The following is a 25,717-nucleotide window of genomic DNA, read 5'->3' on the forward strand; positions in this document are numbered from 1 at the left end:
GACTTCATCCTTCATCCTTCATCCTTCATCCTTTTTAAAGAGTTACCGTGTACGCATCACGAATTCCCGGCACTTTGGTAATTTCAGCCAAAATACCTTCAGGTAGGGGATCGTCGATGCTGAGAGCCATAACTGCATCACCACGGACGATTTTGCGTCCTACCTGCATACTGGCAATATTGACATTAAAACTGCCGAGTAGGGAACCGAGTTTACCGATGATCCCTGGCATATCGCGGTGCAGGGTGAACAGCATATATTTGCTGGGGGGGACATTAATCGGGAAACCATCAACGTCAGTTAGGTGAATTTCTTTTTCGCCTAACAAAGCACCGGTAACAGAATGAGTTCCCAAATTACCTGTAGCTTCTAAACGCAAAGAGCCTGCATAGTCACGGAAAGAAGCATCCCTGGTTTCAATTACCCGAATTCCCCGTTCTTTGGCTTCAATGTTGGCATTGACGTAATTTACCCGTTCCCGCAGTGCTTGGTAAAGCAGTCCTTTGAGGGAAGCGACTACCAATGGCTGACTTTTGTTAGTTGCCAGTTCACCTTGCAATCTCACATTGAGTAATTCTACTCTACCACCAGCTAGCTGTCCGACTAGGTTGCCCAAAGTCTCTGCTAACTGCATGTAGGGTTTGAGTTCTTCTAAGACATCAGGGCCAAGTCCGGGAATGTTGACAGCGGAACGTGCTGGTAGTCCTAAAAGCACATCGCGAATTTGTTCAGCAACATCTATGGCTACATTCACTTGCGCTTCCGCAGTTGATGCTCCCAAGTGGGGGGTGAGGATAACTTCTTTACCGAGCGATCGCAAATCCGATTCGCCTAGAGGTTCAGACTCAAACACATCTAAAGCTGCACCAGCGATTGTACCTTCTTTGATTGCCACAGCCAAAGCCGCTTCATCAATGATCCCACCACGGGCACAGTTAATTATCCGGGCAGTAGGTTTCATCTTTGCCAGGGTTTTGGCATTGATTAAATGGGCAGTTTCCGGCGTTTTGGGAATGTGTAAGGTGATATAGTCGGCTTGCTGGATCAGCAAATCTAAATCAACTAACTGACAGCCAATTTGTTCGGCCCGTTCTGTAGAGATGAAGGGATCGAAAGCTAGTAGCTTCATCCCCATCGCTTTCGCCACAGCGGCTACATGGGAGCCGATTTTCCCCAACCCGACAATCCCGATAGTTTTTTTGTAAACTTCCGCGCCGACAAAAGTTTTGCGATCCCACACACCGTTTTTCACGGATACATTCGCATCGGGGATATGGCGAGATAAAGACAACATCATGGCGATCGCATGTTCGGCCGCTGCGATCGTGTTACCTTCAGGAGAATTGACTACCACAATTCCGTGGCGCGTGGCTGCGGGAACATCCACGTTATCCACACCCACACCAGCACGACCGATAATTTTCAACTGCGTACCCGCTTCAATAATTTCTTGGGTAACGCGTGTACCAGAACGAATCATTAGCGCGTCATACTCACCAATGATTTCTACCAGTTCTGCTGGTTTTAAACCTGTTTTGACATCAACAGTAGCAACTTGCGAGAGAATGTCAATTCCAGCCTGGTCAATAGGATCGGAGACAAGAACCTTGGACATGATTACTTTTTGTAAAGCTACAGGTTTTGCTGCACAAGACTTTTAAGTGTAGTCTTTATCCGTTGCAATTCAGCAAAAATTCTTTGTTGTAATATCAAATTATCCTTACACTGACACCTGAGAGTGAGGATATGCATCAGTTACAGGGGTGGTATGATGCTGCCTCCTAATGATTGAAGATCAGTGGCTGTTTGCGCCACCTCTGGATAAATATAAACCATGAATTGAGGACAGCAATAGATATTTATTAATAGTTAAGAGTTACTTAGATTTCCCACAGGTTCAGTAGATGCTACGCCAACACCTGTTCTGTTAACTTGAACCAAAGTGGCGATCGCTTAGTTGCTCTCAATTGCTATTTGGCGAGCGCATTTGCTACATAAATTACGCATTGACAATAATGGATAAATATGTATTTAAATAGCACAACTTTCTTAGGGGTTGACGGTTGACTGTTGACGGTTGACTGTTGACGGTTGACTGTGAACAATAGCTTCGGGAATATTTTTTTACTTAGAAGTCCCTAAGAGGATGTTTGAAAAGTGCTTGGCTGTATCTTCGCACTTGTTGATCCCCCCAACCCCTCTTGAAAAGGGGGGCAAAAACCTCTGAAAGTCCCCCTTGAAAAGGGGGATTTAGGGGGATCTAAAATATTTTGCTAGCAACCAGAGGACTTTTAAAACAACCTCTAAGGTACTCGCCAAATTTTAATCGTCCTGTTGTTACTTCCACTAATTAAACTCTGTCCATCTGGGGTAATTACTAAGCTATTAACTGCACTTCTATGTCCAAGCAGAGTCGCTTTAATAGCACCAGTTTTTAAATTCCAAATTTTGATTCGATAGTCCCAGCTTCCACTTGCTAAAGTTTCTCCATTGGGACTAATTGCTAAAGCACTAACCGGATAGTAATGTTCGGTGAGGGTATGTTTTAACTTCCCAGTTTGCAGATTCCAAATTTTGATAGTATCATCTGAACTTCCACTGGCTAAGGTTTCGCCATCGGGGCTAATAACAACACTCATCACTGATTTTGTGTGCCCGGTGAGAGTATTTTTTAACTGACCCGTAGGCAAATCCCAAATCTTGATATTATTATCTTCACTGCCACTGACTAAAGTTTTACCATCAGGGCTAATAGCCACAGCCATCACTGATTTTGTGTGTCCGGTGAGAGTATTTTTTAGCTTCCCTGTTAACAAATTCCAAATCTTAATTTTATTGTCTCCACCACTGACTAGAGTTTGTTCATCAGGGCTAAGAGCAATATAACTAACTGAATCTTCAATTTTAGGTAGAGTAGTTTTTAACGTCCCAGTTGGTAAATTCCAAATTTTGATATTACCATCTTTACTCCCACTGAATAAAGTTTTACTATCACGGCTAATAGCTAAAGAAGTAATTGCATCAGAATTTAGGCTAATAGTAGTTTTTACATCTCCAGTTGGCAAATTCCAAACCTTAATAGTCTTGTCGGCGCTACCACTAATTAAAGTTTGACTATCGCCACTAACTGCTAGAGCATAAATCTGTCCATTATGGCCATCCAAGGTATTAGCTAATGCTAGTTTTTCATAGGCAATTGTTTGCGGTAAAAAAGATTTACTAACTTGCCAAACTCCATATCCTCCCAAACCCAGCAGCAAGATAGCGCCACTCACCAGCAATGGTAATTTTAATTTGGGTTTCGGTTTGAGTAAATCTACCGATGTTGATGGTAGAGGTTGATAGTTAACTGTTGTTGGTACTTCAGGAGATCGCGGTGATGATGGAATTTGATAATTGACTGTCGGTACTAATTCCGGCGATCGCGGCGATACTGGACGAGGATGAGCAATTGTAGCAGGCATTTGTGAATGTGACTCCCCATCATTCACATCTTGTAAAACATCCTCTGCTGATTGATAACGTTCCTCATAGTTTGGTTGTAGCAACTTATCTAAGATCGTCCCCAATTTTTGACTAACTGATTGCTGTAAATGCGATCGCCAATTACCAACCCAGCCATACCCTTGTTGCTTCCACAATTCCCAAGGCGGAACACCAGTGAGCAAATGAAAGCAAGTAGCACCTAAACTATATAAATCACTAGCTGGATATGCTTGTCCATCTTGCATCTGTTCTAGGGGAGCATAACCAAAAGAGCCGATAGTTGTTCCTGGTTGAGAAATTACCGTTTCACTCAACTGTTTTGATGCACCAAAATCAATGAGTATTATATTTCCCTTGGTTGCTGAAGATGATTTACGCCGGAGAATATTTTGCGGCTTGATATCTCTGTGAATTACTTTTTGCTCGTGAACAGTTTTGAGAATGTTTAATAAATCGAGCAATAATTCCCAAATCTTTTGCTCACTAAAACTACCCTGCTGTTGTAATTCCTCAAATAAATTTTCCCCATCAATAAACTGCTGCACTAAATACAAACGATGCTCTTGCTCAAAATATGCTAACAGTGTGGGAATTTGTGGATGATCTCCTAAATGTTGCAATCGCCTTGCTTCTTGCTCAAATAATTCCGTTGCTTTTTGTAGTGCGCCACCTCCCTGTATTTGCGGAGCAAATTGTTTAATAACGCATAGTTCATTAAACTTTTCAACATCTTCAGCCAGATAAGTTTTACCAAATCCCCCACTACCTAATACCCGAATCGGGCGATAGTGTCGCAATACAATCAAGGGAACACCACAGTTAGAGCAAAACTCAGTTCCATCAGGCTGCGGTGGATTATGGCAAGAAGAGTTGAGGCAACATATCATACAGGTATGTCTATCAATACATAGAGTAATTATCGCCTAGTCATTGATTGCTGTCAGCAACCCGATAAATCGCTATAATTCTGGTGTGTTTTGGGGAAAGCAGCCATGTTAAACTACAATCTGCCTAGGTACTTGCCCTCAGCCGAAGAACTACCAGATTCTGACGACACACCAGTGGATAATGAACTGCAAGAATTAATCCCAGGATTACTGAAGGCAATACTGCTGATACTTTGGGCAGATAGAATGGACTGGTTTTTTGGGGTAGATATGGGTATTTATTATCATCCCGATGAACCAGCAATTGTGCCCGATGGGTTTTTGAGTTTAGGCGTAGAGCGGTTTTATGATGAGGAATTGCGTCCCAGTTATGTATTGTGGGATGAGAATGTTGTACCTAGTTTGGTGTTAGAGGTAGTTTCCCCAAATTATCGTAAAGAATACACGACTAAATTAGATCAATATGCCGAATTAGGCGTACTGTATTACGTAATTTATTCTTCTCGCCGTCGTCGCAAACCGCGCCTAGAAGTGCATAAATTAGTTAATGGTAGATATGAATTGCAAGCAGGAAACCCAGTTTGGCTACCAGAAATTGGCTTAGGAATTGGTTGCGATCGCGGAAACTATAGCGGTGTCACCAGAGAATGGCTGTATTGGTACGACGAGGAAGGTAAGCGCTATCCCACCCCAAAAGAACAAATTCAGCAAGCAGAACAACGCGCCCAACAAGCAGAACAACGCGCCCAACTATTGGCGGAACAATTAAGAGCCTTAGGAATAGATCCCGATAATTTGGTATAAATACCATCAAGAATATACTCGAACCCTGAGCGAAGTCGAAGGGTGAGATTTCTCTTATCGACTACGGGAGCATCCCAAATGTGTAAATTGATTTTTTTGTAGTGATGGCTCCCTTGGGCGCTGACTTGACCTTAGGGAGCAAGATGCTCCCACTACAAATTTTATTTTGGCAAAATTGGGATGCTCCCCGACTTACTTATTTCTTTGCGGGATCACATTTCTAATTCCGCCTTTAGCACCGACAGTATCACCTTTGTAACGAGGGATGATATGAATACTGGCGTGCATCATATTTTGACCGGCTGCTCGATTAATGTTCATTCCGACATTAAAACCATCGGGTGCAAATTCTTGTTTGAGAATTTCTTGAACTTTGTTCACCATCAACCAACAAGCAGATTGTTCTTTAAAGGGTAGCTCAAAATAATTGCTAACATGGCGTTTCGGGATAACTAAAACATGACCTTTATTTATAGGATAACCATCTAAAATTGAATAGGCAGTTGCTGATTCTGTCAAGAATTTTAGATGTGTATAAGGATTACAAAATATACAATTATTAGATGAATTACGTTGATGATTATAGTGTGTATATTCATAAAATTCTCGCATTTCATCTAAATAAATAGAATGAAATGGAAGTTTGACAACACATTGATAGGTAGGCTTTTTATGGACATAATGCTCTCTAAATCCTTCTTTTTTCAGATCCCTTCTCACTGCATAATAAGCTTTGCCTCCTGGTTTTAATAAATGCGATACGTCCATGAGAACATTAGTTTGTTCTTCAGGAAACAAAACATTTAATACATAAAAGCAGATAATAGTATCAAATTTTTCTTGAGGATATTGGGGAAAATAATAAGGATCATAACCTGTAATATCAAAGCCTTTTTGACGCAAGATTTTAACATCATTGCCAAAGCCACAACCAAAATCTAGTATTTTACCTTGCAGCAGGTTTTGAGTTAATAAAAACTGTGCAGGGAAGGACAGATTAGTTCTTTCTATGGCTGTGAGATGACTGAATTGATTGTTTTGCAATTTCATGGAATTTCGGTACTGAGGTCCTACTCCGCCTGTAGGTAGATATTTTTCTAGGCGGGGTAGTTTATTATTCCCGATATTGCTTTAGGCGATCGCATCCGGGTCAATACCTAACTCACGTAACTTAGCAGCTAACTTCTCAGCGCGATCGCGTTCCTGTTCCGCACGCTGGCGTTCTTGTTCCGCTTGTTCGCTACTCCATAACAGCAAATTTCCTTCCCTATCCCACCAGCGTAACCAATTCATAGTTTGGCATAATCTTTCACCTTGCCAAATTCCCAGAAATAACTCTAACTCCGGAATCCAGAAACTACCATTTGCGTCTGCTGACTGCAAAGTATATAGTCCATTTTGCAAGCAGCGTACTTCTAAACTTGGTTCGTAGGTATCGTAGGTAACGTAGGTGGGAACCTGAAGAATTCTTTCGTAAAAATAGACTTTACCGAAAGGTGGAGTTGAATGCACTGATAACTCTCCCCCTTCTGTGTCTGAAAGAAATTCCATCACCACAGCTACAGCAGCACCTTCTAAATTTGGGGTATAACTACGCCGAATAACATCAGCAGCTACAGGTTGAACTTGAGGTACATAAAACCAATACGGCGCTTTAACGACGATTTTTTTATTGACTGTAGCTACCAATCCAAAATTTGAGCCAATCAACATCTGGGGTTGAATGCGTCCTGCTGTTCCCAAAGCATCGGTAAGCGCCGCTGCGAGAGTGGGTTGCTGAATATTTTCCACGGGATCGTCGGGTAAAATAAAATCGGCTGGAAGTGCTTCCCAAGTAACAATTGGTTCTTTTTGAATGGGGTTAATTTGGAGAACCATAAAACTATTCCTACTATCAATTTAAATTTATCAGTAAATCTTAAGAGGATGTCTCTTGAGGTATTAAATATCGCTATAGATCCCCCCTAGCCCTCCTTAAAAAGGGGGGAAATAACCTCAAAGTCCCCATTTATAAGGGGGATTTAGGGGGATCTACAAGTCTTAAATACGACACGAAAAAGTTTTCAGACATCCTCTAAGTAACCGTCATCGATTGCTTACACCAGCACACATAAAAAAATTTCTAATTCCCCTCCTCGCTTGCGGGGAGAGGTTAGGGGTGGGTTCTTATTTTCCAGCTAAAGTACCCATTGCCCGCCCTACAATTAAAAGTCTACTGACAATGTGCGAGGTGCAGCCATTGCACAATTAGCGAAAAATTTTAAAGATGACCCCGACACCAAATCCATCCTCAAAGACAGCGCTACCCAGGATGCTCACGAGTATGTGCGAGGTGCAGCCATTGCACAATTAGCGAAGAATTTTAAAGATGACCGGGCAATATTTGACGTGTTTTATAACTGCGCTGTCAATGACCCGTTTGATGGTAGTCATAATAGTTTTATTCCCAATCCTCGGTACATTGCCCTTGACATAATTATCAAGCAGTTTCCTCAACATCCTCAGACTTTACCACTGTTGCGCGACAAAGCAGAAAATGACCCAGATGAGAAAGTGCGGGAGTTTGCTCAGAAAAAGTTGAGGCTGTGGAAAGTGCAAATGTAAGCTGAGATCATGCCCAAGAAAATTAGAGAATTGAAAAGCTTATTGCTGCAAGCAGGGTTTACTTATAAACCTGCAAAAGGTAGCCATAGTAAATGGATACATCCACAATTACCTCAAGCAATTATTATCGCTGGAAAAGATGGTAGTGATGCCAAACCTTATCTAGAAAAGCAAGTTAATCAAGCGCTGGAACAACTCAAGACAATAGAAGTAGAACCAGAGGAAACAGAAGAATGAAATATACAATTATTATTCAATGGTCAGACGAAGACCAATGTTATGTTGTCCTGTTGCCTGAGTTTACAAATGTTATGCAGCCTTGTACTCACGGAGATACCTACGAAGAAGCGCTGAAAAATGCCCAAGAAGTGCTGGAGATGTTAATTGAAACAGCTTTGGAACTCGGTGAACCTCTCCCTGAAGCAAAAACTCTCGGACAGTCATTGCAGGTAGCGTAGATTTTTCAGCGTCGGGGAGGGGTAAATTCATTGCTTTATCCTTTTTCCCTTACCCAAGAATTATTAGACCTCTTGCACGAATGCAAAATTTGCCCTCATCCCCCAACCCCTTCTCCCAAAAGTGGGAGAAGGGGAGCAAATTTCAAAGTCCCTCTCCCAAGCAGGGAGAGGGATTTAGGGTGAGGGCTTTTGATTCATGCCAGAAGTCTGTTGATGTGGTATCTGTTTAGACTCTCTCAACACCTTGCTTCCAGACATCGTTCCTCAATTTTTCTTAAATTTGCTGCAAAATGTTCGATTAGCCTAATCAGTGGGAATTATATACGGAGCAACGATTGCTACTGACTTTATATAATTACCAGGGGAATCTAGAATGGCTTATCAAAATATCAATGCGGCTATTTCGCCAGAAGATATCCAAGAAATTAAAGCATCACTACAAACAATCCACAAAAAGCTACCCTTTCTCGTTACCCTCAGTGCGGAGGAACGGCAGAAGTTAGTCAAAATGGGCGATAAAAGCCTAGCTTTTGTAAACAATAGCGTCACTGCGGCGCAATCTAACCGTGATATTCTCCCAGCCAGCTTTAACGTTGAGGAATTTGTCCGGGATTATCAATTAGCCACCACACTCACCGAACTTTTAACCTCAATGCGGCAACTCACCGAACAAGTGGATGATACTCTTTTGGCAGTCGGTAGTGAAGCTATGAGCAGTAGTTTGACAGTTTATGATTACGTCAAAACCGCTGCGAAAAAGACTCCAGGCTTAAAAACTCTAGCAGAACAGTTAGGTGAACGCTTCAAAGCTCTCAAAGGTAGACCTGTTAAAGCTGCATCTGGTAATTGATAAATTCATACTGGTTAACGAGCCTCAGAACTCCATTAACCAGCCTCAGAACTCCGTTAACCAAGCTCAGAACTCCATTAACCAGCCTCAGAACTCCGTTAATCAAGCTCAGAACTCCGTTAACCAAGCTCAGAACTCCGTTAACCAAGCTCAGAACTCCGTTAGACAGTATTGCTATCCGAGAATTCAACTATGCCATTTTGGAAAAGACAGGGAATGTTGATATTATCCCAGGCGCGCCCGTAAATCTTCGTACGCCATCCAAAACTATTACCAATGAAGTATCGACAATTGTGTCAGATCTGTAACATAATTTTTCTTCAGATTCATCAGCAAGCACTCACTCCACACCTGTGAAGTATTTTGTAACTTAAAAATTAGCTGTTTTCATCCGTTGGTAATTCAGCATTCATCTCTTTTATTTCTAAGTAGCATCACTTAAGTAAATGCAAGTAAGTATACGCAAAAACTAAAAAAAATATAAACTATTTTGCTGTAAGCCCTTTTAATTGATATAAATTATCCAGCAACTACTAAGTGTTGTAAGTGTATTAATTAAGAAAATAACAGAGCGCTACCCCTAAAAAATTTAACCGTAAATACCCTGACATTCTCCCCCCCCTCCTAGAGAAATTCCGCAATAACACGGTTACGCCATTTTGTTGTTCAGATCAAAATGGCGAATATCCAGTTTAGGAGGGTAGATTGATGACAAGCCCTGTAATGACGGTGATTCGAGTCAACCTGGAAAAAGCCAAAGAGGTTGCTCGAAATTGGGAACGAGCTTCATATACTGAACTGAGTGCTTATTGTTTGGAAATTCTGCGGGAAATTGGATGTTCTAGTAGTGAACTTCCTGTAAATTTACAGACTCGTGAGCAACAGCTTAATTTCATCGCCGGTTTCGCTTCTTATGCTTTTGGGGAGGTGCTCAATGTACAAAACGCTAAATGAAGATATATTTCATGAACCAGAACAGGTTGAAGAAATTAGTTTACCTGTAACAGAAGAAGATTTGTTGATTTTAATGCAGAAATTCGCAGGCTATGAAATCCCGACAAAGGTTTTTTCGCAAGCTGTAGCCATTGCTGCTTATGACCGTGCATCAGCTTTTCGCTATGCTGATAATTATGTCAATATCCTCAAGAATAAGACTAAACGTAAACATTGGCTGAAGTTAGAGCCTGCGCCTGATTTCCGTCTTGATAAAAGATTCGCAGATTTACACAATTAGCAGTTGTGAACCTTGGTATTACTGCTAGAATTGGCACTGACTAAAAATGAAATCTGCACTGGCTAGGGAAAAACGACTTAAAGTCAGATAATTATTTATCTTAGCCGTTGCATTAAATATTCAGTCGCTTAATACTCTGACTCTACAAATATTTAAGTTTTGGTTTCTTGTCTAGATTGACGGATGTGGAAAAATTGGCTGTACTGTTTACTGGAATTGAATAACGTCCAAAGACAACAGTTGTGTGATTTGTTCTACAGTTAAGCTGAATGCTAATAATCTAGTACTTCTGTGCGTCAGTCAAAACTCGAAAGACGTTGATTATGTATCTGTCTAGATTTTTGCTTGATTTTGTAGGCTCAGAACGCCTTACGCTAAACTATAGGAGTTTACTTACACTAGTTATATGGGGTACAGATAGCAATTCTGTTTCTCAATATCTACCTCTCCGATAAACACGTTTCCTGGAAATAAAACTAAAGATTTAGATTTTTCCTCCCGATTCAAGTTAGAACTTTAGTAATTGTTGATGTTATATTTGCAAACTTATCACTCGCACATTTCGCGTGATTAATTGTCAAGCAGTGATAATTGCGGTATCTTCATCTTCAATTACTATTTTTTTGTCAATGGTCATTTGTCATTTGTCAATGGTCATTGGTCATTGGTAATTTGTCCTTCTTTGCGTCACCGCGTCACCGCATCACCGCGTCTTCAATCTCTCCCTTGTTGTTCTCTTAATTAGGGAAATTTTTGCTCGCGCACTTCTAAGGCATAATCCTGGACAGCTTTAGTTATAGTCTCCCGTAGATTAGTATAAACTTTGGCAAACGGTGGTTGTTTCTCTGAAAGTCCCAGAACATCAGAAGTGACTAACACTTGTCCATTACAATGGATTCCGGCACCAATGCCAATAGTAGGAATACGGAGTTTTTCTGTAATATGCAGCGCTAAATCTGCAGGAATATGCTCTAAGACGATCGCAAAAACACCGGCTTGTTCGAGAGCGATCGCTTCATTTAAAATTTTCTCTGCTGCTTCCTGGGTTTTTCCTTGTTGTCGCAAACCAAGTTGATGGACTGATTGTGGTGTCAAACCCACATGACCCATAACGGGAATTCCGGCTTGTACCAACCGCGCAATAGTTTCTACCATCGCTGGGTAGCCACCTTCCAACTTCACAGCTTGAGCGCCGGTTTCTTTTAGCACCAGCCCAGCGGAGTGCATCGCTTGTTGAATACTTTCCTGATAAGTCAAAAACGGCAAATCTACGACAACTAAAGCGCGTTTCACACCACGGCGCACAGATTTAGCATGGTAGAGCATCTCCTCTAAAGTAATGGGCAAGGTTGTCTCATACCCAAGAACCACAGCCATAGAGTCACCTACCAGGATTAAGTCTACCCCAGCTGCATCGAGGAGTTGGGCGATCGCATAATCCCAGGCGGTCAAAGCTACAATTGAACGTCCTTGTTGTTTCCATTGAATTAATTGCTGGGTGGTAACTACCATTTTCAATTGGGGTAGAGGTTAGGGGTTAGGGGTTAGGGCTTAGAGGCTAGGGGTTAAGGCGTGTTTTTTTGGTTCAAAAAGTAGGTTGGGGAAAGTGACACAACCCAACAAAGCAACGCAAATGTTGGGTTTCGTTCCTCAACCCAACCTACATTTAAGTTTCATTTGGGGTTTGAAAACAGACCCTAGCCCCTAGCCCCTAATCCCTACTTCACTGCACGACTAAAAGCAAGATGGGTTTTGGCGCTACCCATTTTGGGCATTAACCAAGCTAGACCTTCAGTAGTGCCAATCCACAATTTATTGGCGATATCAGGAGCAAGGGCAAGTACCCGACTAGAAGGAAGACCGGCAACTTCGTCCAATACAGCTCCTGTATTTGGATTTAATCGTAACAAACCATTGTTAGTACCGACCCAAACACTACCATCTTGAGCAAAACGCACTGCTGTAACATTACGCCCACGCAAGCGAGTCACCGATCGCATTACTGCACCGGTTTTTGGGTTAATAACTAATAGATTATTCGGCATTCCTGCCCAAATTAATCCTTCTGGGCTAATAGCTAAAGCTTGCACAGTCGATCCAGGCAAATCAGCAATTCGCTTCATAATTAAAGCATTCGCACTATTTACTCGGATCAATCCGTCGAGAGTGCCTACCCACAAGTGACCGTCTGCATCTAAAGTTAGGGCATTAGCGCTAACACCAGGCAAGTCTTTTAAAGTGGTCATAATTAAGCCTTGGTCAGGACTAATCAAAGCCAGTCCGTTATCAGTTCCCGCCCACAAATAGCCACGTTTATCAATCAATAGCGATAACACCCGTTTGGAAGGCAAAAGTAAATTTTGGGCGCTGATTTCACTAGTGCGGGGTTCGATGCGGATCAATCCCTCATAATTTCCCACCCACACGCGCCCTACTTTGTCTTGGGCTAAAGCACTAATGGCAACATTAGGTAAACTAACACGAGAGACAATCTTGCCAGTTTTGGGGTCAATTCGTGATAATCCCCGCCAAGAAGCTACCCAAAGATTTCCGGTAACATCCCCTAATAAGCTGCTAACACGGTAATCTGTTTCTATTGAGTGTTCTTGCTCTTCCCGTTGATCGGGTAAGGGGTCTACTCGCGGAGGTGGCGCAGCAGCTGGGTAAGAGGTAGTGGGCTTAGAGGTATTGGTAACAGGTTTTGTTGGTGTTGGTGTAGGACTATCGGTTTTTTGGGCTTTCGCTGGATTTGTCACAGCGATAATTCCCATACTTGGCAGCATCACCATTCCTGCCAGAATAGAAGTAATCAATAAACTAGTACGCTTAACCACAATGAGATTCCCTTTAAAGACAATACCCTAGCCATTAGGCGACTGACAGAAGTCGGGTAAAGGAGAAGGGAGAAACACTCAAAGAGATTAATTTTCCCGCTTCCCACCGCTAACAGATCTCTGTTGCTGAAATTGGCTGGGGGTTAATTTTCAGTGTTCCCCTCACAGGCATTTTTTAAACGCCTTCAGCAATTTTTCTCTTGATTTGTCAGTTGTCAGTTGTCAGTTGTCATTTCCCCTCCCCGCGTCACCGCGTCCTCCTTGTCTGCCTCATCCCCCTCATCCTGGTTCCCCTAGCCCCTCCCCAAAGGCACATATAATCATAAATGTATATTTGTAAACTATTCTTAACAAAATGTTTAAAACTTTATGTAATAAAAAATTTAAATATATAAGTTAAAAAGTTTCAAAGTATAACTTATTGATTTCTTGATATATTGTGAGACAAGTTACAAATTACGTGGTGTGCAATTTTTGTCTTGCGATCGCCACTCCTTTAAACCTACCTAAATCCAAATTGCTCCTCTTTCCCTGTAAATCAAGGAAATCCAGGAGATATATCAGCAGGAAAACCAGTAAACCTAGATAGTTCTCAGGAAGAATGGGCAAGAGTCAGCCTTGTAAAGCGGCAAGGTGAATTTAGGTAGATAAGCTTTATAGGAGTGAGAAGAACAGATAAAAAGAATTTATATGCCTGGGACAGAGGAAGAGCCAGAAGTACACAGTCGTGTACCTCGAAAAATAAAGGAAGCTGGTGATGATGTCTTGTATACTTCACTAAATGTTCCTGAATAAAAACCACTACCCTTTGCCATAGACAACCCCTAACAAAAAATTTTCCTAATTTTCCCTTTGCTTACAGGGGAAGAAGTGGAGTGGGGGAAAATTGTATGCAACGTGATTTGTTAAGTAATAAAGTGTGACTTCTTGGAAGGGAATTTATGTCTTACGCTCAAACGAAGACTCAGTCAAAATCTGGGTATAAAGCCGGGGTTCAAGATTACAGACTTACTTATTACACACCCGATTACACACCTAAAGATACAGACCTTCTAGCGGCATTCCGTGTAACACCCCAGCCTGGTGTTCCCTTTGAAGAAGCAGCTGCGGCAGTAGCGGCTGAGTCTTCTACTGGTACTTGGACAACTGTGTGGACAGACTTGCTCACCGACCTAGATCGCTACAAAGGTCGTTGCTACGACATCGAACCAGTTCCCGGCGAAGATAACCAATTTATTGCCTACATTGCTTATCCTCTAGACCTGTTTGAAGAAGGCTCTGTAACCAACGTATTGACCTCAATTGTAGGTAACGTGTTTGGTTTTAAAGCCTTACGGGCACTACGTTTGGAAGACATCCGGTTCCCTGTAGCTTACATCAAGACTTTCCAAGGTCCTCCCCACGGTATCCAAGTTGAGCGTGACAAGTTAAACAAATACGGTCGTCCTTTGTTGGGTTGTACAATTAAGCCCAAATTGGGTCTGTCTGCTAAAAACTACGGACGCGCTGTATACGAGTGCTTACGCGGTGGTTTGGACTTCACCAAAGACGACGAAAACATCAACTCTGCACCATTCCAAAGATGGCGCGATCGCTTCTTGTTTGTAGCAGAAGCTATTCACAAAGCTCAAGCAGAAACCGGCGAAATCAAAGGTCACTACCTGAACGTTACCGCCCCCACCTGCGAACAAATGTTGCAACGGGCTGAGTACGCCAAAGAACTCAAAATGCCCATCATCATGCACGACTACCTCACCGCAGGTTTCACCGCCAACACCACATTGGCTCGTTGGTGCCGCGATAACGGTATTCTATTGCACATTCACCGGGCGATGCACGCTGTAATCGACCGTCAAAAGAACCACGGTATTCACTTCCGTGTATTGGCTAAAGCCCTACGTTTATCTGGTGGTGACCACATCCATACCGGAACCGTAGTTGGTAAGTTGGAAGGTGAGCGTGGTATCACAATGGGCTTCGTTGACCTATTGCGTGAAAACTATGTTGAGCAAGACAAGTCTCGCGGTATCTACTTTACCCAAGACTGGGCTTCTCTACCTGGCGTAATGGCAGTTGCTTCCGGTGGTATTCACATCTGGCACATGCCCGCACTCGTAGAAATCTTTGGTGATGACTCTGTATTGCAATTTGGTGGTGGTACACTTGGTCACCCTTGGGGTAACGCTCCTGGCGCTACAGCTAACCGTGTCGCTTTAGAAGCTTGTGTTCAAGCTCGTAACGAAGGTCGCAACTTGGCTCGTGAAGGTAACGACATTATCCGCGAAGCCGCCAAGTGGTCTCCTGAATTGGCTGTAGCTTGCGAACTGTGGAAAGAAATCAAGTTTGAATTCGAGGCAATGGATACCGTCTGATCCTCAAGTAACCAGTAAAAAGTTAAAAGGTAAAAGAAATATTCATCCTTTCTTTTTACTTTTTACTTTTTACTTAACTAAAGGCTGGGGTCAAGCATGAATCTTAAGCAAATTGCGAAGGACACAGCCAAGACTCTCCAAAGCTACCTGACTTATCAGGCACTAAGGACGGTACTGGCACAGCTAGGCGAAACTAATCCTCCATTGGCAATTTGGTTGCATAACTATTCCGCTGACAAAATTCAGGATGGAGAATCGTATATTGCCCAATTGTTAAAAGAGAAGCCAGATTTGGCATTGCGGATCATGACTGTCAGAGAACACATTGCTGAGGAAATTGCAGAATTCTTACCGGAAATGGTTCGCACTGGCATTCAGCAAGCCAATATGGAACAGCGTCGCCAGCATCTAGAACGCATCACTCAAATAGAAACATCAGACCCCAGTCTGCAAGCGGAACAGCAAACCACCTCAGACCCAAACTTGGATAACTTATCCAGTTAGCTGATCAACGTAGTAGTAAAAATCGCAACCCATTATCAACAGCCATGCAAACTTTACCAAAAGAGCGTCGTTACGAAACCCTTTCTTATTTACCTCCCCTGTCTGACGCTCAAATTGCCAAGCAGGTTCAGTACATCCTGAGCCAAGGTTATATCCCAGCAGTTGAATTTAACGAAACTTCTGAGCCAACAGAATTATATTGGACACTGTGGAAGCTGCCTTTGTTTGGTGCTAAATCTACTCAAGAAGTGCTGAACGAAGTTCAAGCTTGCCGTTCTCAGTATTCCAACCAATATATCCGGGTTGTTGGTTTTGATAACATCAAGCAGTGCCAAGTACTCAGCTTCATCGTTCACAAACCCAGCAGATACTAAAAGCTGATTTCGTTTAAATAATTTATTCATCAAAGAGAGGTAGATAGTTTTACCTCTCTTTTCTGGTTTTTATAGCGACTGAGTAGAAGTTTTGTGACTGAAAAATCTCCATCCCAAATGAGAATTTGCTTTCTGGGCGAGTCATTTGTTAATGGTACAGGTGATCCAGAATGCCTCGGTTGGACAGGTCGAATCTGTGTGAATGCTCAGAAAAAAGGTCATGAAATCACCTACTATAATTTAGGTGTGCGGCGAGAAACGAGTACAGAACTGAAAAACCGTTGGCACAGAGAAGTTACTTATCGTCTGCCAAAAGAATATGACGGGAGAGTTGTATTTTCCTTTGGTGTCAATGACACGACAATTGAAAATGGTAAAACTCGTGTTGCTGTTGAAGATTCAATTCAAAATATCTGGAGTATTTTGAGTGCAGCTCAACAGTTATACCCAGTTTTAATGGTGAGTCCGCCTCCATGCACAGATGAGGCACAAAATCAAAGAATTGCTAATTTAGCTCAAGAGTTTGCTTTAGTTTGTCAGGAATTAAATATTCCCTATCTCAACGTTTTCCCGATATTAGAAAAATCAGCTATTTGGCTAGAAGAAGCCAGAAATTATGATGGCGCTCATCCCAGAGCCGCTGGTTATGCTGAATTTGCCCAAATTGTAGACAGTTGGGACGCTTGGCTAAATTGGTTTAGATAAGAATTGCTTATACTAGATGCAGCGAAACTTCTTTGAGGAATCTGCAAATGACAGCTTCAGATACCAAAATACCACCTTTAGAAAGTGGCGATCGCCTAACTCGCCCAGAATTTGAACGCCGCTATTATGCGATGTCAAATACCAAAAAAGCAGAATTAATCGAAGGAGTCGTCTACGTGGCCTCACCATTACGTTTTAGAAGTCATGGACAACCTCACGGTGACTTGATTATCTGGTTAGGAACTTACAAAGTGTCTACCCCAGGTGTGGAGTTAGGCGATAATGCTACAGTCCGCTTAGATGCAGATAATGAAGTACAACCGGATGTTGTACTGATACTTGACGAACAACTCGGTGGACAAACCCGGATTAGTGAAGATGACTATATAGAAGGCGCGCCTGAATTAATTGCAGAAGTTGCTGCTAGTAGTGCCGCCAATGATTTATATGATAAAAAGCGGGTATATCGTCGCAATGGGGTTAAAGAATATATTGTTTGGCAAGTATTTGAAAATAAATTTGATTGGTTTATTTTAAAAAATGGTGAGTATGTCACATTAGCACCTGATGCTGATGGGATTATCAAAAGTCGTGTATTTCCTGGTTTATGGTTGGATGTGGTTGCATTATTAAAGGGAGAAATGACGCAAGTTTTAGCGGTATTACAGCAAGGATTGAACTCGCGAGAGCATCAACAATTTCTAGCATAATTACTCAAATATTTCGGCTTCAATATTGAAATAGAGATTGAGATTAACCTAGAATTAAATATTTGAAGGTATTATTTATGCAGCAAATTACTCTAGATGAAGCATCGCAACACTTATCTGATTTGGTTGAAGCAGCCCTAAGCGGTGAAGAAATTATTATTATCAAAGACAATCAACCTGTAGTAAAGTTAACGCCTGTAGCACCAGTTAAACGACGTCCTCAGTTTGGTAGTGCTAAGGGATTAATAACTATATCTGATGACTTTGACGAACCATTAGAAGATTTTAAGGAATATATGGAATGAGACAACTACTGGATACTCATACTTTTATTTGGTTTGTTATGGGTAATCCAAGAATTAGCGATAATTTGCGATCGCGAATTGAAAACAATGATAACCTGCTCAGTCTTGTCAGTGTTTGGGAAATGGCAATCAAACACAGTATTGGTAAACTCAATTTCAATATGAGTTTTCCTGAGTTTATTGAACAGCAAATAATTAACAATGGTATTGAAGTAATGCCAATCGCTAGAGAAGAAATTATTGTTGTTTCCCAACTTCCTTTACATCATCGTGACCCATTTGACAGAATGTTAATTGCACAGTCTATAGTAGAAGGTATTCCTATACTGAGTGCTGATACAATTTTTGATGCCTATCCAATTCAGCGTTTGTGGTAGTTAGGATTCTCTTTCTACCAAAAGATAAATGAAAATTTGACACAAAAACACGTAGCATTATTTTAATAAGTCCCAGGGTAGAACAATTTTATGGGTTACTACATTGCTCCTCGATTTTTAGATAAAATTGCTGTCCACATCACCAAGAATTTCTTGAATATTCCTGGTATCAGAGTACCTTTGATTTTAGGGATTCATGGACGTAAAGGTGAAGGAAAAACTTTTCAATGTGAATTAGCTTTTGAAAAAATGGGTGTGGAAGTGACGCTCATCTCTGGTGGTGAATTAGAAAGTCCAGATGCGGGAGATCCAGCACGTTTAATTCGCTTACGCTACCGAGAAACGTCGGAATTAAGCAAAGTGCGCGGTAAAATGTGCGTGCTGATGATTAATGATTTAGATGCGGGTGCAGGTAGATTTGATGAAGGCACTCAATATACAGTAAATACTCAGTTGGTGAATGCCACACTGATGAATATTGCGGATAATCCTACAGATGTCCAGTTACCTGGAAGCTATGATTCCACACCTTTACGTCGTGTACCAATTATTGTCACAGGTAATGATTTTACTACCCTGTATGCACCGTTAATTCGGGACGGTCGTATGGAAAAATTTTATTGGGAACCAAGTCGTGACGATAAAGTAGGGATTGTTGGGGGAATTTTTGAGCCAGATGGACTTTCCCAAAAGGAAATTGAACAGCTAGTTGATACTTTTGTTAATCAATCGGTTGATTTCTTTAGCGCTTTGCGATCGCGTATTTATGACGAACAAATCCGTGAGTTTATCCATAAAGTAGGATTTGAGCGCATTTCCTTACGTGTTGTGAATAGCCTAGAAGGGCCACCAGCATTTAAAAAGCCATATTTTAGCCTAGCGCATTTAATTGAAGCTGGTCACTTAATGGTAGGTGAACAAAAACGGGTGGAAAATTCCCAGTTGGTTGATGAGTACAATCGCCTGAATCGCGGTAGAAATTATCAAGCTGCGCCACCTACGAATGCGACACCAACTAGTCAGCCGTTAAGCGATGGTGGATATCAAGCCGCAAAAACTAATGGTTTACACCAGCAAGTATCGAGTCCACATTTAACCCTAGAAACACAAGAACAGATTCGGCAAATTTTGGCTCAAGGTTACACGATTAATATTGAACACGTAGATGAACGCCGCTTTCGTACAGGTTCTTGGCAAAGTTGTCTGAACACCCACATCGATGCACACTCAGATGCAATCTCCGCTTTAGAATCATGTCTAGCTGAATATAGCGGTGAATATCTGCGGTTGGTGGGGATTGATCCAAAGGCGAAGCGGCGGGTGCTAGAAACCATTATTCAGCGTCCGAATGGGAAAAATTAGATAAAGGCGGGGTTTCCCCGCCCCTTGTTGATTGCCAAATTATTTGTCGATCTAAATAATGCCTAAGAAGATTAGGGAGTTAAAACAATGGTTACGCCAAGTAGGTTTTACTGAACTCCCAGGAAAAGGAAGCCACACTAACTGGATACATCCTTTATATGCTGGAAAGCTAACGGTTTCAGGAAAAGATAGTTCGGACGCTAAACCCTACCAAGAAAAGGATGTGCAACAAGCTATAAAAGAGGTAGAGGAGAAACAACAGCAAGAAAAACAGAAAGATGAGTAAATTTAAGTATCAAATGTTAATTCAATGGTCTCTTGAAGACAACTGCTTCTTAGTTGGATTTCCTGATTTTCCCGGACAGCGTTGGCGGACTCATGGCGATACTTATGAAGAAGCTGTGACAAATGGTATTGAAGCATTAGAATCCCTAATTATGGCTTACGAAGCTACAAATGAACAGCTTCCACAGCCAACTTTTAATACTGTTAATACTGTTAATCAGGTTGCCTAAATCGTGCTTATTAGCAGATGCCATGCTAACTTTGCTGCACCTACCATACCCGCAGCATTACCTAATTTGGCCTGTAAAATTTGTAAACCGACACGCGATGTCGGCATAACTCTTTGCTCAATTTCTGCTTTAACAGCGGGTAAGAAAAACTGGAAACTCGCACTCACGCCACCACCAATGACGATCGCTTCTGGCGTTAAAACATAAATCAAACTTGTTAAGCCAATAGCCAAATCTGTACCATATTCCTGCCAAAAAGTCAAGGCTTTGGCATCTCCTACTTCTGCCAAAGCGCCTAATTCGCAAGGTTCTTTGCCAGTGCGGCGACGGATGGCTGTAATTGAGGTGTATTGTTCCAAAGAACCGCGATTACCACTATTACACATCGGCCCCTCAGGGTTAAAGCTGATTAAACCTAGTTCTCCCCCTGCGCCTTGATGTCCGATGAATAGTTTGCCATTGAGGAAGATGGCACCGCCAACACCAGTCCCCAAAGTCAGCATAATAAAATTTTGAAAGCAGCGACCAGCACCTAACCAAGCTTCGCCCAAACCTGCACAGTTAGCATCGTTACCAACAATTGTGGGTTTAGCAGTTTTCGCTTCTAACCAATCTGCTAAAGGTACATCTCGCCATCCTGTCAGGTTGATGGCGATTTTGGCAATGCGTCCCTTCGCATCAGCAGGGCCCGGAGTGCCGACACCGATCGCCACAGTTTGATTATCTGGATCAACTTGGGCGATCGCATCCACCATCACCGCCAGCACAGATAGGGGCGTGGATGGTTGGGGAGTTGCTACTGTCAGAGATTGCAGACAATTGCCATCTCGATCAAATCGCCCCAGCTTAATCGCTGTTCCCCCCAAATCGATACCAATTACTTGAGAATTCACCACTGTTTCGGGACTAGGGACTAGAGGCTAGGGGCTAGGGAAGGGGGACAAGGAGGAGTAATGAGTAATGACTATTGACCAATGCCCAATGCCCAATGCCCCATGCCCCATGCCCAATGCCCAATCACTTTCAAAAAGCATATTAGCTTTTTTGTGTCTTGTTGCTAAAAAATTCTGAGTTTTCAGGTTTCTTGGCGGCAAATTGTAAATTGGTAACATTCGTCTGCCGCATACCTGATTCACCTTGCCAAGCTGTGACTGGTGCTCCCCGTAAAATTCCTGATAAAGCTACAGAAAGCATAAACCCGCCAGTAGCGGCGGCAATTAAAGTTAAATTATCTTTCACATCAATCTCCAAATCAAGATCAGCCTGTGTACTAATTACTGTTCACTATTGACTGAATTATTTCCGAATACTATTCTGTCGTCGCAAACGAGGATTGACAAATTCATTTAAACCCTCACCAAGTAGTGATAACCCTACCACCATCAATGTCATCGCTAAACCAGGAAAAAGTGTAGTCCACCAAATGCCGAGGGATAATCCCGATAGTGCTAGTTGTAAATCATGTCCCCATTCTGGAACTTGTTCTGGCAATCCTAAACCCAAAAATCCCAAACCACCTAAGACTAAAATCGCATCGGCACAGTTGAGGGTGAATAACACAGGTACGCTTTGAATGACATTGAAAAATAAATAGCGAGACAGCACAATCCAAGTAGAAGCGCCCATTGCTTGAGCAGCTTCAATAAATACCTCTGTTTTCACGCTGACAGTGTGGTTGCGCACAACTCGGTAATATTGGGGAATGTAGGCAATACTAATAGCGATCGCTGCATTTAATATCCCCCTCCCTACCATAAATGCTAGTGTCGCTGAGAGCAGTAGTCCTGGTAGGGTGTAAATGCTATCCATGATAAACAGCAATATCTTATCTAATCTACCGCCGAGATAGCCACTGACCATACCTAATGGCACACCAACTACCATACTCAGCGCTGTTGCTAAAATCACCACTTGCAAAGCCGCTTGAGCGCCAAAGATTGTCCGAGAAAACACATCCTGTCCCAAGATACTAGTGCCAAACCAAAATTGGCCTGAAGGTGGATCGGAAACTGGGTTAGGTGTCGTTTTTGTGGGATCTTGTAGCCATCCCCAAGCTTGAAATACGGGAGCAAAGAACGCCAGGAATATAAAAAACAGAGTAATGGCTATCCCAATCAACATTAGTCGTTGAGAAAGATTCGGATTTTTGGGAAAGCGTAAAAATGACGGCATTTGCCGTTTTGTCATGGACATGAGCGATCGCCTACATCGAGCGAGATACGCTGACCATTTTACATATCATTTGTCAATGGTCAGTTGTCAATGGTCAATTGTCATTTGTAAAAGGGAACAGGGAAATCTTAACAGAGCATAATGTGTGAATTTTGAATTGTTTGTCTCCTCTGCTCCCTCTGCCAACTGAATCTTAACTTAGCGGGAGTTGAGCGAAGTCGAAACTCTCGCTAAGCCGAACTGCTGAATTCTGCCTTTCTGTACTCAAAATTCCGAAAAAGCAAGCTCAACTGGTGGATCTAATATATCTGATGAATTTTGCTGTTAAGCATTTTCAATGAAAATAGGGATTATACTGAGGGTTATTATTTATCAGTAAAATAAAATACACAAATATAACCTATAATTACTGAAAATATTTCATTGTCCTCAATGGGGTGGAAACCAATGGAAGGCGATCGCAATCAAGACTTAGAACAGCGCGAACGTAAACTCAGAGAACGAGAAATGGAATTACGACTCCGGGAAATGGAAGCGGATATCAATCGTCCTGAACCACCTTTTCATAAAACTGTCAAGCATCAGTCAGAAAAGTTTTCTCAACCGTGGATGAAAAAAGCGATTTTCGGTATACAGCTTTTTGGGATTGGGGTGGCGGTGTTAGTTGCTGTGAGGATAGCCGCAGCGGTAGCGGGAATTGTGATGTTCGGTGCGCTGGTTTGGATGGCTTACAAACTTTTCCTAGAATCTCCAAAAAACAAACCTTAATTTAGGGTATCAAAATGACTAATCAAGTTGCGGCTGACAAGTTTCTCAACGATTTAGAACGTGTTGCGCAAGTGCGATCAGAAATGTCAGTATGTTTGAGCAAACTTGCTGACACAATTAATCAAGCAGAGTTAGCTGGCGAATCTTCCTCAGGTAAACTTAGTTTAGAACGAGATATTGAAGATATTACAGTAGCTAGTAAAAATCTGCGCCAAGGTGTGTTTCGCCTTTTGGTTCTAGGCGATATGAAACGGGGTAAAAGTACGTTTCTCAACGCCTTAATTGGCGAAAATTTGCTACCCAGTGATGTTAATCCTTGTACCGCAGTATTAACAGTTTTACGCTACGGACCAGAGAAAAAAGTCACAATACATTTTAATGATGGTAAAAGCCCACAACAACTAGATTTTCAAAGCTTTAAATATAAATATACTATTGATCCGGCAGAAGCAAAAAAATTAGAACAAGAAAAAAAACAGGCTTTTCCTGATGTCGATTATGCAGTGGTTGAGTATCCCTTAACACTATTGGAAAAGGGAATTGAAATTGTTGATAGTCCAGGGTTAAACGATACAGAAGCACGTAACGAATTATCGTTAGGATATGTCAATAATTGCCATGCAATTTTGTTTGTGATGAGAGCATCCCAACCTTGCACATTGGGTGAGCGTCGCTATCTCGAAAATTACATTAAAGGTCGAGGTTTGACGGTTTTCTTCTTAGTTAATGCTTGGGATCAGGTAAAAGAATCATTGATTGATCCTGATGATGTAGAAGAATTAAGTGCAGCAGAAGATAGATTACGGCAAGTATTTCAAGCGAATTTAGCAGAATATTGTTATGTAGATGGTCAGAACATTTACAATGAGCGTGTATTTGAGCTTTCATCAATTCAAGCACTCAGAAAAAGATTGAAAAATCCCCAAGCTGATTTAGCTGGGACTGGCTTTTTAGAGTTTATGGGAGCCTTGAATACATTTCTTACCAGAGAACGTGCGATCGCAGAATTGCGACAAGTGAGAACTTTAGCGAGACAAGCCTGCAATCACACCCACGAAGCTATAGAAAGACGCTTACCATTGCTGGATAAAGATGTCAATGAATTGAAACAAAGAATTGATTCTGTAGAACCGGAATTTAAAAAACTGACAAATATCCGCGATCAATTCCAAAAAGAAATTATCAATACTAGAGATACCCAAGCCAGAAAGATTTCTGAATCCTTTCGCAGCTATGTTTTAAACTTAGGAAATACCTTTGAAACTGATTTCTTACGCTATCAGCCAGAGTTAAATTTGTTTGATTTCCTCAGTAGTGGAAAAAGAGATGAATTTAATACTGCATTGCAAAAAGCTTTTGAGCAATACATGACTGATAAATTCTCCGCTTGGACTTTAACGGCTGAAAAAGATATCAATGCAGGTTTTAGAGAACTTTCTTTGAGTGCGGCACAATATGGCGCATCTTATAGTCAAGTTACAGACCAAATTACCGAAAAATTAACAGGACAACAAGTAAAAGTAAATCCTGCTGGTACTCCAGAAGATGATAAATCTCCTGGATGGGCAAAATGGGCGATGGGATTGTTGTCTTTATCGCGAGGAAACTTAGCTGGGGTTGCATTAGCTGGCGCAGGATTTGATTGGAAAAATATTTTATTAAATTACTTCACTGTAATTGGTATTGGTGGCATAATTTCAGCTGTAACTGGTGTTTTTCTCGGTCCGATTGGGTTTGCATTGCTAGGCTTAGGAGTAGGGTTTCTCCAAGCAGATCAAGCACGTAAAGAATTGGTAAAAACTACCAAGAAAGAATTAGTAAAATACCTACCCCAAGTAGCACATGAGCAATCGCAAACAGTATATGATGCAGTTAAAGAGTGTTTTGACTCTTATGAAAGAGAAGTGAGTAGGAGAATCAACGACGATATCACATCTCGGAAATCTGAATTAGATAATCTCCTCAAGCAGAAAGCTACACGGGAAATTAATCGCGAAAGTGAGTTAAAGCGGCTGAAAAATTTGCAGGAAAATGTGATAGAACAATTGCAAAAAATTGAAGCTGCTTATAATAATTTATTAGCTTACTATAGTTGAAAGTTAATATTAGGTCATACTAAGAAATGAGAAAATATATGTAGGGTGGGCATTGCCCACCAAAACCCGGAGCTGGTGGGCAATGCCCACCCTACTTGGCGTAATTGGCGGTTAGTTAAATAAACATAGATAAACTATCACCTCTTATCTCTGTGCCCTCTGCGTCTCTGTGGTTAAATTACTTTTGAACCGCAGAGTCACAGAGAACACAGAGAGGAAAGCTAATACCAAGCAATGAAGATTAAACCACAGATAAACACAGATAAACACCGAGAAAAATCTGTGTTTATCTGTATTTAC

General features: G+C 41.7%; 28 protein-coding genes. 19 read left to right on the top strand and 9 right to left on the bottom strand.

The window, feature by feature from the left end; genetic code table 11:
• Positions 1-34: 34 nt before the first annotated feature.
• Both serA and AACU32_RS28700 read right to left on the bottom strand, forming a co-directional pair.
• Positions 35-1,615, bottom strand: coding sequence for a phosphoglycerate dehydrogenase (gene serA / locus AACU32_RS28695; RefSeq protein WP_096604689.1), 1,581 nt, complete (start codon positions 1,613-1,615; stop codon positions 35-37).
• Positions 1,616-2,303: 688 nt separating this feature from the next.
• A complete protein-coding gene (locus AACU32_RS28700; protein WP_096604691.1) occupies positions 2,304-4,373 on the bottom strand; it encodes a serine/threonine-protein kinase in 2,070 nt (689 codons plus the stop codon).
• 105 nt (positions 4,374-4,478) lie between these two features.
• Here AACU32_RS28700 and AACU32_RS28705 point away from each other — a divergent pair, with 105 nt between their 5' ends.
• Positions 4,479-5,177 (top strand): Uma2 family endonuclease, encoded by a 699-nt coding sequence (locus tag AACU32_RS28705; RefSeq protein ID WP_096604693.1) that lies wholly within the window; start codon positions 4,479-4,481, stop codon positions 5,175-5,177.
• Between the two features lie 192 nt (positions 5,178-5,369).
• Here the strand turns inward: AACU32_RS28705 and AACU32_RS28710 are convergent, their stop codons facing one another.
• Positions 5,370-6,227, bottom strand: a complete 858-nt coding sequence (locus AACU32_RS28710) for an HIT family protein (RefSeq protein ID WP_096604695.1) — start codon at positions 6,225-6,227, stop codon at positions 5,370-5,372.
• An 81-nt stretch (positions 6,228-6,308) separates the two neighbouring features.
• Complete coding sequence (locus tag AACU32_RS28715; protein WP_096604697.1) at positions 6,309-7,055, bottom strand: Uma2 family endonuclease; 747 nt, start codon at positions 7,053-7,055, stop codon at positions 6,309-6,311.
• Between the two features lie 345 nt (positions 7,056-7,400).
• On the opposite strand from AACU32_RS28715, the gene AACU32_RS28720 reads away from it, so the two are divergent.
• The 6 genes from AACU32_RS28720 to AACU32_RS28745 all read left to right on the top strand — a co-directional run bounded on the left by AACU32_RS28720 (position 7,401) and on the right by AACU32_RS28745 (position 10,323).
• Positions 7,401-7,781 carry a hypothetical protein gene (locus tag AACU32_RS28720; RefSeq protein ID WP_339378347.1) on the top strand — a complete coding sequence of 127 codons (381 nt, stop codon included), beginning with the start codon at positions 7,401-7,403 and terminating at the stop codon, positions 7,779-7,781.
• A gap of 9 nt (positions 7,782-7,790) precedes the next feature.
• A complete protein-coding gene (locus AACU32_RS28725) occupies positions 7,791-8,018 on the top strand; it encodes a type II toxin-antitoxin system HicA family toxin (RefSeq protein WP_096604699.1) in 228 nt (75 codons plus the stop codon).
• Positions 8,015-8,239 carry a type II toxin-antitoxin system HicB family antitoxin gene (locus AACU32_RS28730; RefSeq protein ID WP_096604701.1) on the top strand — a complete coding sequence of 75 codons (225 nt, stop codon included), beginning with the start codon at positions 8,015-8,017 and terminating at the stop codon, positions 8,237-8,239. Before AACU32_RS28725 ends, AACU32_RS28730 begins: the two co-directional genes overlap by 4 nt.
• A gap of 373 nt (positions 8,240-8,612) precedes the next feature.
• Positions 8,613-9,089, top strand: coding sequence for a hypothetical protein (locus tag AACU32_RS28735; RefSeq protein ID WP_096604703.1), 477 nt, complete (start codon positions 8,613-8,615; stop codon positions 9,087-9,089).
• Positions 9,090-9,797: 708 nt separating this feature from the next.
• A complete protein-coding gene (locus tag AACU32_RS28740) occupies positions 9,798-10,043 on the top strand; it encodes a hypothetical protein (protein WP_096604706.1) in 246 nt (81 codons plus the stop codon).
• The gene (locus tag AACU32_RS28745) at positions 10,024-10,323 is read left to right on the top strand and encodes a hypothetical protein (protein ID WP_096604708.1); all 300 of its coding nucleotides are present in this window, start codon (positions 10,024-10,026) and stop codon (positions 10,321-10,323) included. The genes AACU32_RS28740 and AACU32_RS28745 overlap by 20 nt, the downstream gene beginning before the upstream one ends.
• A gap of 741 nt (positions 10,324-11,064) precedes the next feature.
• Here AACU32_RS28745 and panB read toward each other — a convergent pair.
• A complete protein-coding gene (gene panB, locus AACU32_RS28750; protein ID WP_096604710.1) occupies positions 11,065-11,835 on the bottom strand; it encodes a 3-methyl-2-oxobutanoate hydroxymethyltransferase in 771 nt (256 codons plus the stop codon).
• Between the two features lie 206 nt (positions 11,836-12,041).
• Positions 12,042-13,157: a ligand-binding sensor domain-containing protein gene (locus AACU32_RS28755; protein ID WP_445223197.1), complete on the bottom strand. Its 1,116-nt coding sequence runs from the start codon at positions 13,155-13,157 to the stop codon at positions 12,042-12,044.
• A 941-nt stretch (positions 13,158-14,098) separates the two neighbouring features.
• On the opposite strand from AACU32_RS28755, the gene AACU32_RS28760 reads away from it, so the two are divergent.
• The 10 genes from AACU32_RS28760 to AACU32_RS28805 all read left to right on the top strand — a co-directional run bounded on the left by AACU32_RS28760 (position 14,099) and on the right by AACU32_RS28805 (position 20,381).
• Positions 14,099-15,529: a form I ribulose bisphosphate carboxylase large subunit gene (locus AACU32_RS28760; protein ID WP_096604714.1), complete on the top strand. Its 1,431-nt coding sequence runs from the start codon at positions 14,099-14,101 to the stop codon at positions 15,527-15,529.
• Between the two features lie 96 nt (positions 15,530-15,625).
• Positions 15,626-16,033: a RuBisCO chaperone RbcX gene (gene rcbX, locus AACU32_RS28765; RefSeq protein WP_096604716.1), complete on the top strand. Its 408-nt coding sequence runs from the start codon at positions 15,626-15,628 to the stop codon at positions 16,031-16,033.
• A gap of 44 nt (positions 16,034-16,077) precedes the next feature.
• Complete coding sequence (locus AACU32_RS28770; RefSeq protein ID WP_096604718.1) at positions 16,078-16,407, top strand: ribulose bisphosphate carboxylase small subunit; 330 nt, start codon at positions 16,078-16,080, stop codon at positions 16,405-16,407.
• A gap of 117 nt (positions 16,408-16,524) precedes the next feature.
• Entirely contained in the window at positions 16,525-17,112 is a 588-nt protein-coding gene (locus AACU32_RS28775; protein ID WP_096608222.1) for a GDSL-type esterase/lipase family protein, read from the top strand.
• A 47-nt stretch (positions 17,113-17,159) separates the two neighbouring features.
• Positions 17,160-17,822 (top strand): Uma2 family endonuclease, encoded by a 663-nt coding sequence (locus tag AACU32_RS28780; protein ID WP_096604720.1) that lies wholly within the window; start codon positions 17,160-17,162, stop codon positions 17,820-17,822.
• 77 nt (positions 17,823-17,899) lie between these two features.
• Positions 17,900-18,127 (top strand): type II toxin-antitoxin system Phd/YefM family antitoxin, encoded by a 228-nt coding sequence (locus AACU32_RS28785; protein WP_096604722.1) that lies wholly within the window; start codon positions 17,900-17,902, stop codon positions 18,125-18,127.
• The gene (locus tag AACU32_RS28790; RefSeq protein WP_096604724.1) at positions 18,124-18,504 is read left to right on the top strand and encodes a type II toxin-antitoxin system VapC family toxin; all 381 of its coding nucleotides are present in this window, start codon (positions 18,124-18,126) and stop codon (positions 18,502-18,504) included. Before AACU32_RS28785 ends, AACU32_RS28790 begins: the two co-directional genes overlap by 4 nt.
• A gap of 90 nt (positions 18,505-18,594) precedes the next feature.
• Entirely contained in the window at positions 18,595-19,866 is a 1,272-nt protein-coding gene (locus tag AACU32_RS28795; protein ID WP_096604726.1) for a ribulose bisphosphate carboxylase small subunit, read from the top strand.
• Positions 19,867-19,924: 58 nt separating this feature from the next.
• Positions 19,925-20,152 carry a type II toxin-antitoxin system HicA family toxin gene (locus AACU32_RS28800; RefSeq protein ID WP_096604728.1) on the top strand — a complete coding sequence of 76 codons (228 nt, stop codon included), beginning with the start codon at positions 19,925-19,927 and terminating at the stop codon, positions 20,150-20,152.
• Positions 20,145-20,381, top strand: coding sequence for a type II toxin-antitoxin system HicB family antitoxin (locus tag AACU32_RS28805; protein ID WP_096604730.1), 237 nt, complete (start codon positions 20,145-20,147; stop codon positions 20,379-20,381). The genes AACU32_RS28800 and AACU32_RS28805 overlap by 8 nt, the downstream gene beginning before the upstream one ends.
• On the opposite strand, the gene AACU32_RS28810 is transcribed toward AACU32_RS28805, so the two are convergent.
• The 3 genes from AACU32_RS28810 to AACU32_RS28820 form a co-directional block, all read right to left on the bottom strand.
• Positions 20,378-21,277, bottom strand: coding sequence for an ROK family protein (locus AACU32_RS28810; RefSeq protein ID WP_096604732.1), 900 nt, complete (start codon positions 21,275-21,277; stop codon positions 20,378-20,380). The genes AACU32_RS28805 and AACU32_RS28810 overlap by 4 nt on opposite strands.
• Before the next feature lie 139 nt (positions 21,278-21,416).
• Positions 21,417-21,620 (bottom strand): hypothetical protein, encoded by a 204-nt coding sequence (locus AACU32_RS28815; RefSeq protein ID WP_096604734.1) that lies wholly within the window; start codon positions 21,618-21,620, stop codon positions 21,417-21,419.
• 57 nt (positions 21,621-21,677) lie between these two features.
• Positions 21,678-22,574, bottom strand: coding sequence for an ABC transporter permease (locus AACU32_RS28820; RefSeq protein ID WP_096604736.1), 897 nt, complete (start codon positions 22,572-22,574; stop codon positions 21,678-21,680).
• 411 nt (positions 22,575-22,985) lie between these two features.
• On the opposite strand from AACU32_RS28820, the gene AACU32_RS28825 reads away from it, so the two are divergent.
• Together AACU32_RS28825 and AACU32_RS28830 are read left to right on the top strand one after the other, a co-directional pair.
• Entirely contained in the window at positions 22,986-23,321 is a 336-nt protein-coding gene (locus AACU32_RS28825; protein ID WP_339378349.1) for a DUF3040 domain-containing protein, read from the top strand.
• A 14-nt stretch (positions 23,322-23,335) separates the two neighbouring features.
• On the top strand, positions 23,336-25,417 hold the full coding sequence (locus tag AACU32_RS28830) for a dynamin family protein (protein WP_096604738.1): 2,082 nt from the start codon (positions 23,336-23,338) through the stop codon (positions 25,415-25,417).
• Positions 25,418-25,717 lie beyond the last annotated feature (300 nt).

The sequence above is a fragment of the Calothrix sp. NIES-2100 genome (assembly GCF_963875285.1).
In the GTDB taxonomy this organism is placed as follows: Bacteria; Cyanobacteriota; Cyanobacteriia; order Cyanobacteriales; family Nostocaceae; genus Aulosira.

What these genes read in the sequence shown, in the direction of transcription:
- serA (WP_096604689.1), bottom strand. Translation starts at nt 1,615, where the DNA reads ATGTCCAAGGTTCTTGTCTCCGATCCTATTGACCAGGCTGGAATTGAC.
- AACU32_RS28700 (WP_096604691.1), bottom strand. Translation starts at nt 4,373, where the DNA reads ATGATATGTTGCCTCAACTCTTCTTGCCATAATCCACCGCAGCCTGAT.
- AACU32_RS28705 (WP_096604693.1), top strand. Translation starts at nt 4,479, where the DNA reads ATGTTAAACTACAATCTGCCTAGGTACTTGCCCTCAGCCGAAGAACTA.
- AACU32_RS28710 (WP_096604695.1), bottom strand. Translation starts at nt 6,227, where the DNA reads ATGAAATTGCAAAACAATCAATTCAGTCATCTCACAGCCATAGAAAGA.
- AACU32_RS28715 (WP_096604697.1), bottom strand. Translation starts at nt 7,055, where the DNA reads ATGGTTCTCCAAATTAACCCCATTCAAAAAGAACCAATTGTTACTTGG.
- AACU32_RS28725 (WP_096604699.1), top strand. Translation starts at nt 7,791, where the DNA reads ATGCCCAAGAAAATTAGAGAATTGAAAAGCTTATTGCTGCAAGCAGGG.
- AACU32_RS28730 (WP_096604701.1), top strand. Translation starts at nt 8,015, where the DNA reads ATGAAATATACAATTATTATTCAATGGTCAGACGAAGACCAATGTTAT.
- AACU32_RS28735 (WP_096604703.1), top strand. Translation starts at nt 8,613, where the DNA reads ATGGCTTATCAAAATATCAATGCGGCTATTTCGCCAGAAGATATCCAA.
- AACU32_RS28740 (WP_096604706.1), top strand. Translation starts at nt 9,798, where the DNA reads ATGACAAGCCCTGTAATGACGGTGATTCGAGTCAACCTGGAAAAAGCC.
- AACU32_RS28745 (WP_096604708.1), top strand. Translation starts at nt 10,024, where the DNA reads ATGTACAAAACGCTAAATGAAGATATATTTCATGAACCAGAACAGGTT.
- panB (WP_096604710.1), bottom strand. Translation starts at nt 11,835, where the DNA reads ATGGTAGTTACCACCCAGCAATTAATTCAATGGAAACAACAAGGACGT.
- AACU32_RS28760 (WP_096604714.1), top strand. Translation starts at nt 14,099, where the DNA reads ATGTCTTACGCTCAAACGAAGACTCAGTCAAAATCTGGGTATAAAGCC.
- rcbX (WP_096604716.1), top strand. Translation starts at nt 15,626, where the DNA reads ATGAATCTTAAGCAAATTGCGAAGGACACAGCCAAGACTCTCCAAAGC.
- AACU32_RS28770 (WP_096604718.1), top strand. Translation starts at nt 16,078, where the DNA reads ATGCAAACTTTACCAAAAGAGCGTCGTTACGAAACCCTTTCTTATTTA.
- AACU32_RS28775 (WP_096608222.1), top strand. Translation starts at nt 16,525, where the DNA reads ATGAGAATTTGCTTTCTGGGCGAGTCATTTGTTAATGGTACAGGTGAT.
- AACU32_RS28780 (WP_096604720.1), top strand. Translation starts at nt 17,160, where the DNA reads ATGACAGCTTCAGATACCAAAATACCACCTTTAGAAAGTGGCGATCGC.
- AACU32_RS28785 (WP_096604722.1), top strand. Translation starts at nt 17,900, where the DNA reads ATGCAGCAAATTACTCTAGATGAAGCATCGCAACACTTATCTGATTTG.
- AACU32_RS28790 (WP_096604724.1), top strand. Translation starts at nt 18,124, where the DNA reads ATGAGACAACTACTGGATACTCATACTTTTATTTGGTTTGTTATGGGT.
- AACU32_RS28795 (WP_096604726.1), top strand. Translation starts at nt 18,595, where the DNA reads ATGGGTTACTACATTGCTCCTCGATTTTTAGATAAAATTGCTGTCCAC.
- AACU32_RS28800 (WP_096604728.1), top strand. Translation starts at nt 19,925, where the DNA reads ATGCCTAAGAAGATTAGGGAGTTAAAACAATGGTTACGCCAAGTAGGT.
- AACU32_RS28805 (WP_096604730.1), top strand. Translation starts at nt 20,145, where the DNA reads ATGAGTAAATTTAAGTATCAAATGTTAATTCAATGGTCTCTTGAAGAC.
- AACU32_RS28820 (WP_096604736.1), bottom strand. Translation starts at nt 22,574, where the DNA reads ATGTCCATGACAAAACGGCAAATGCCGTCATTTTTACGCTTTCCCAAA.
- AACU32_RS28825 (WP_339378349.1), top strand. Translation starts at nt 22,986, where the DNA reads ATGGGGTGGAAACCAATGGAAGGCGATCGCAATCAAGACTTAGAACAG.
- AACU32_RS28830 (WP_096604738.1), top strand. Translation starts at nt 23,336, where the DNA reads ATGACTAATCAAGTTGCGGCTGACAAGTTTCTCAACGATTTAGAACGT.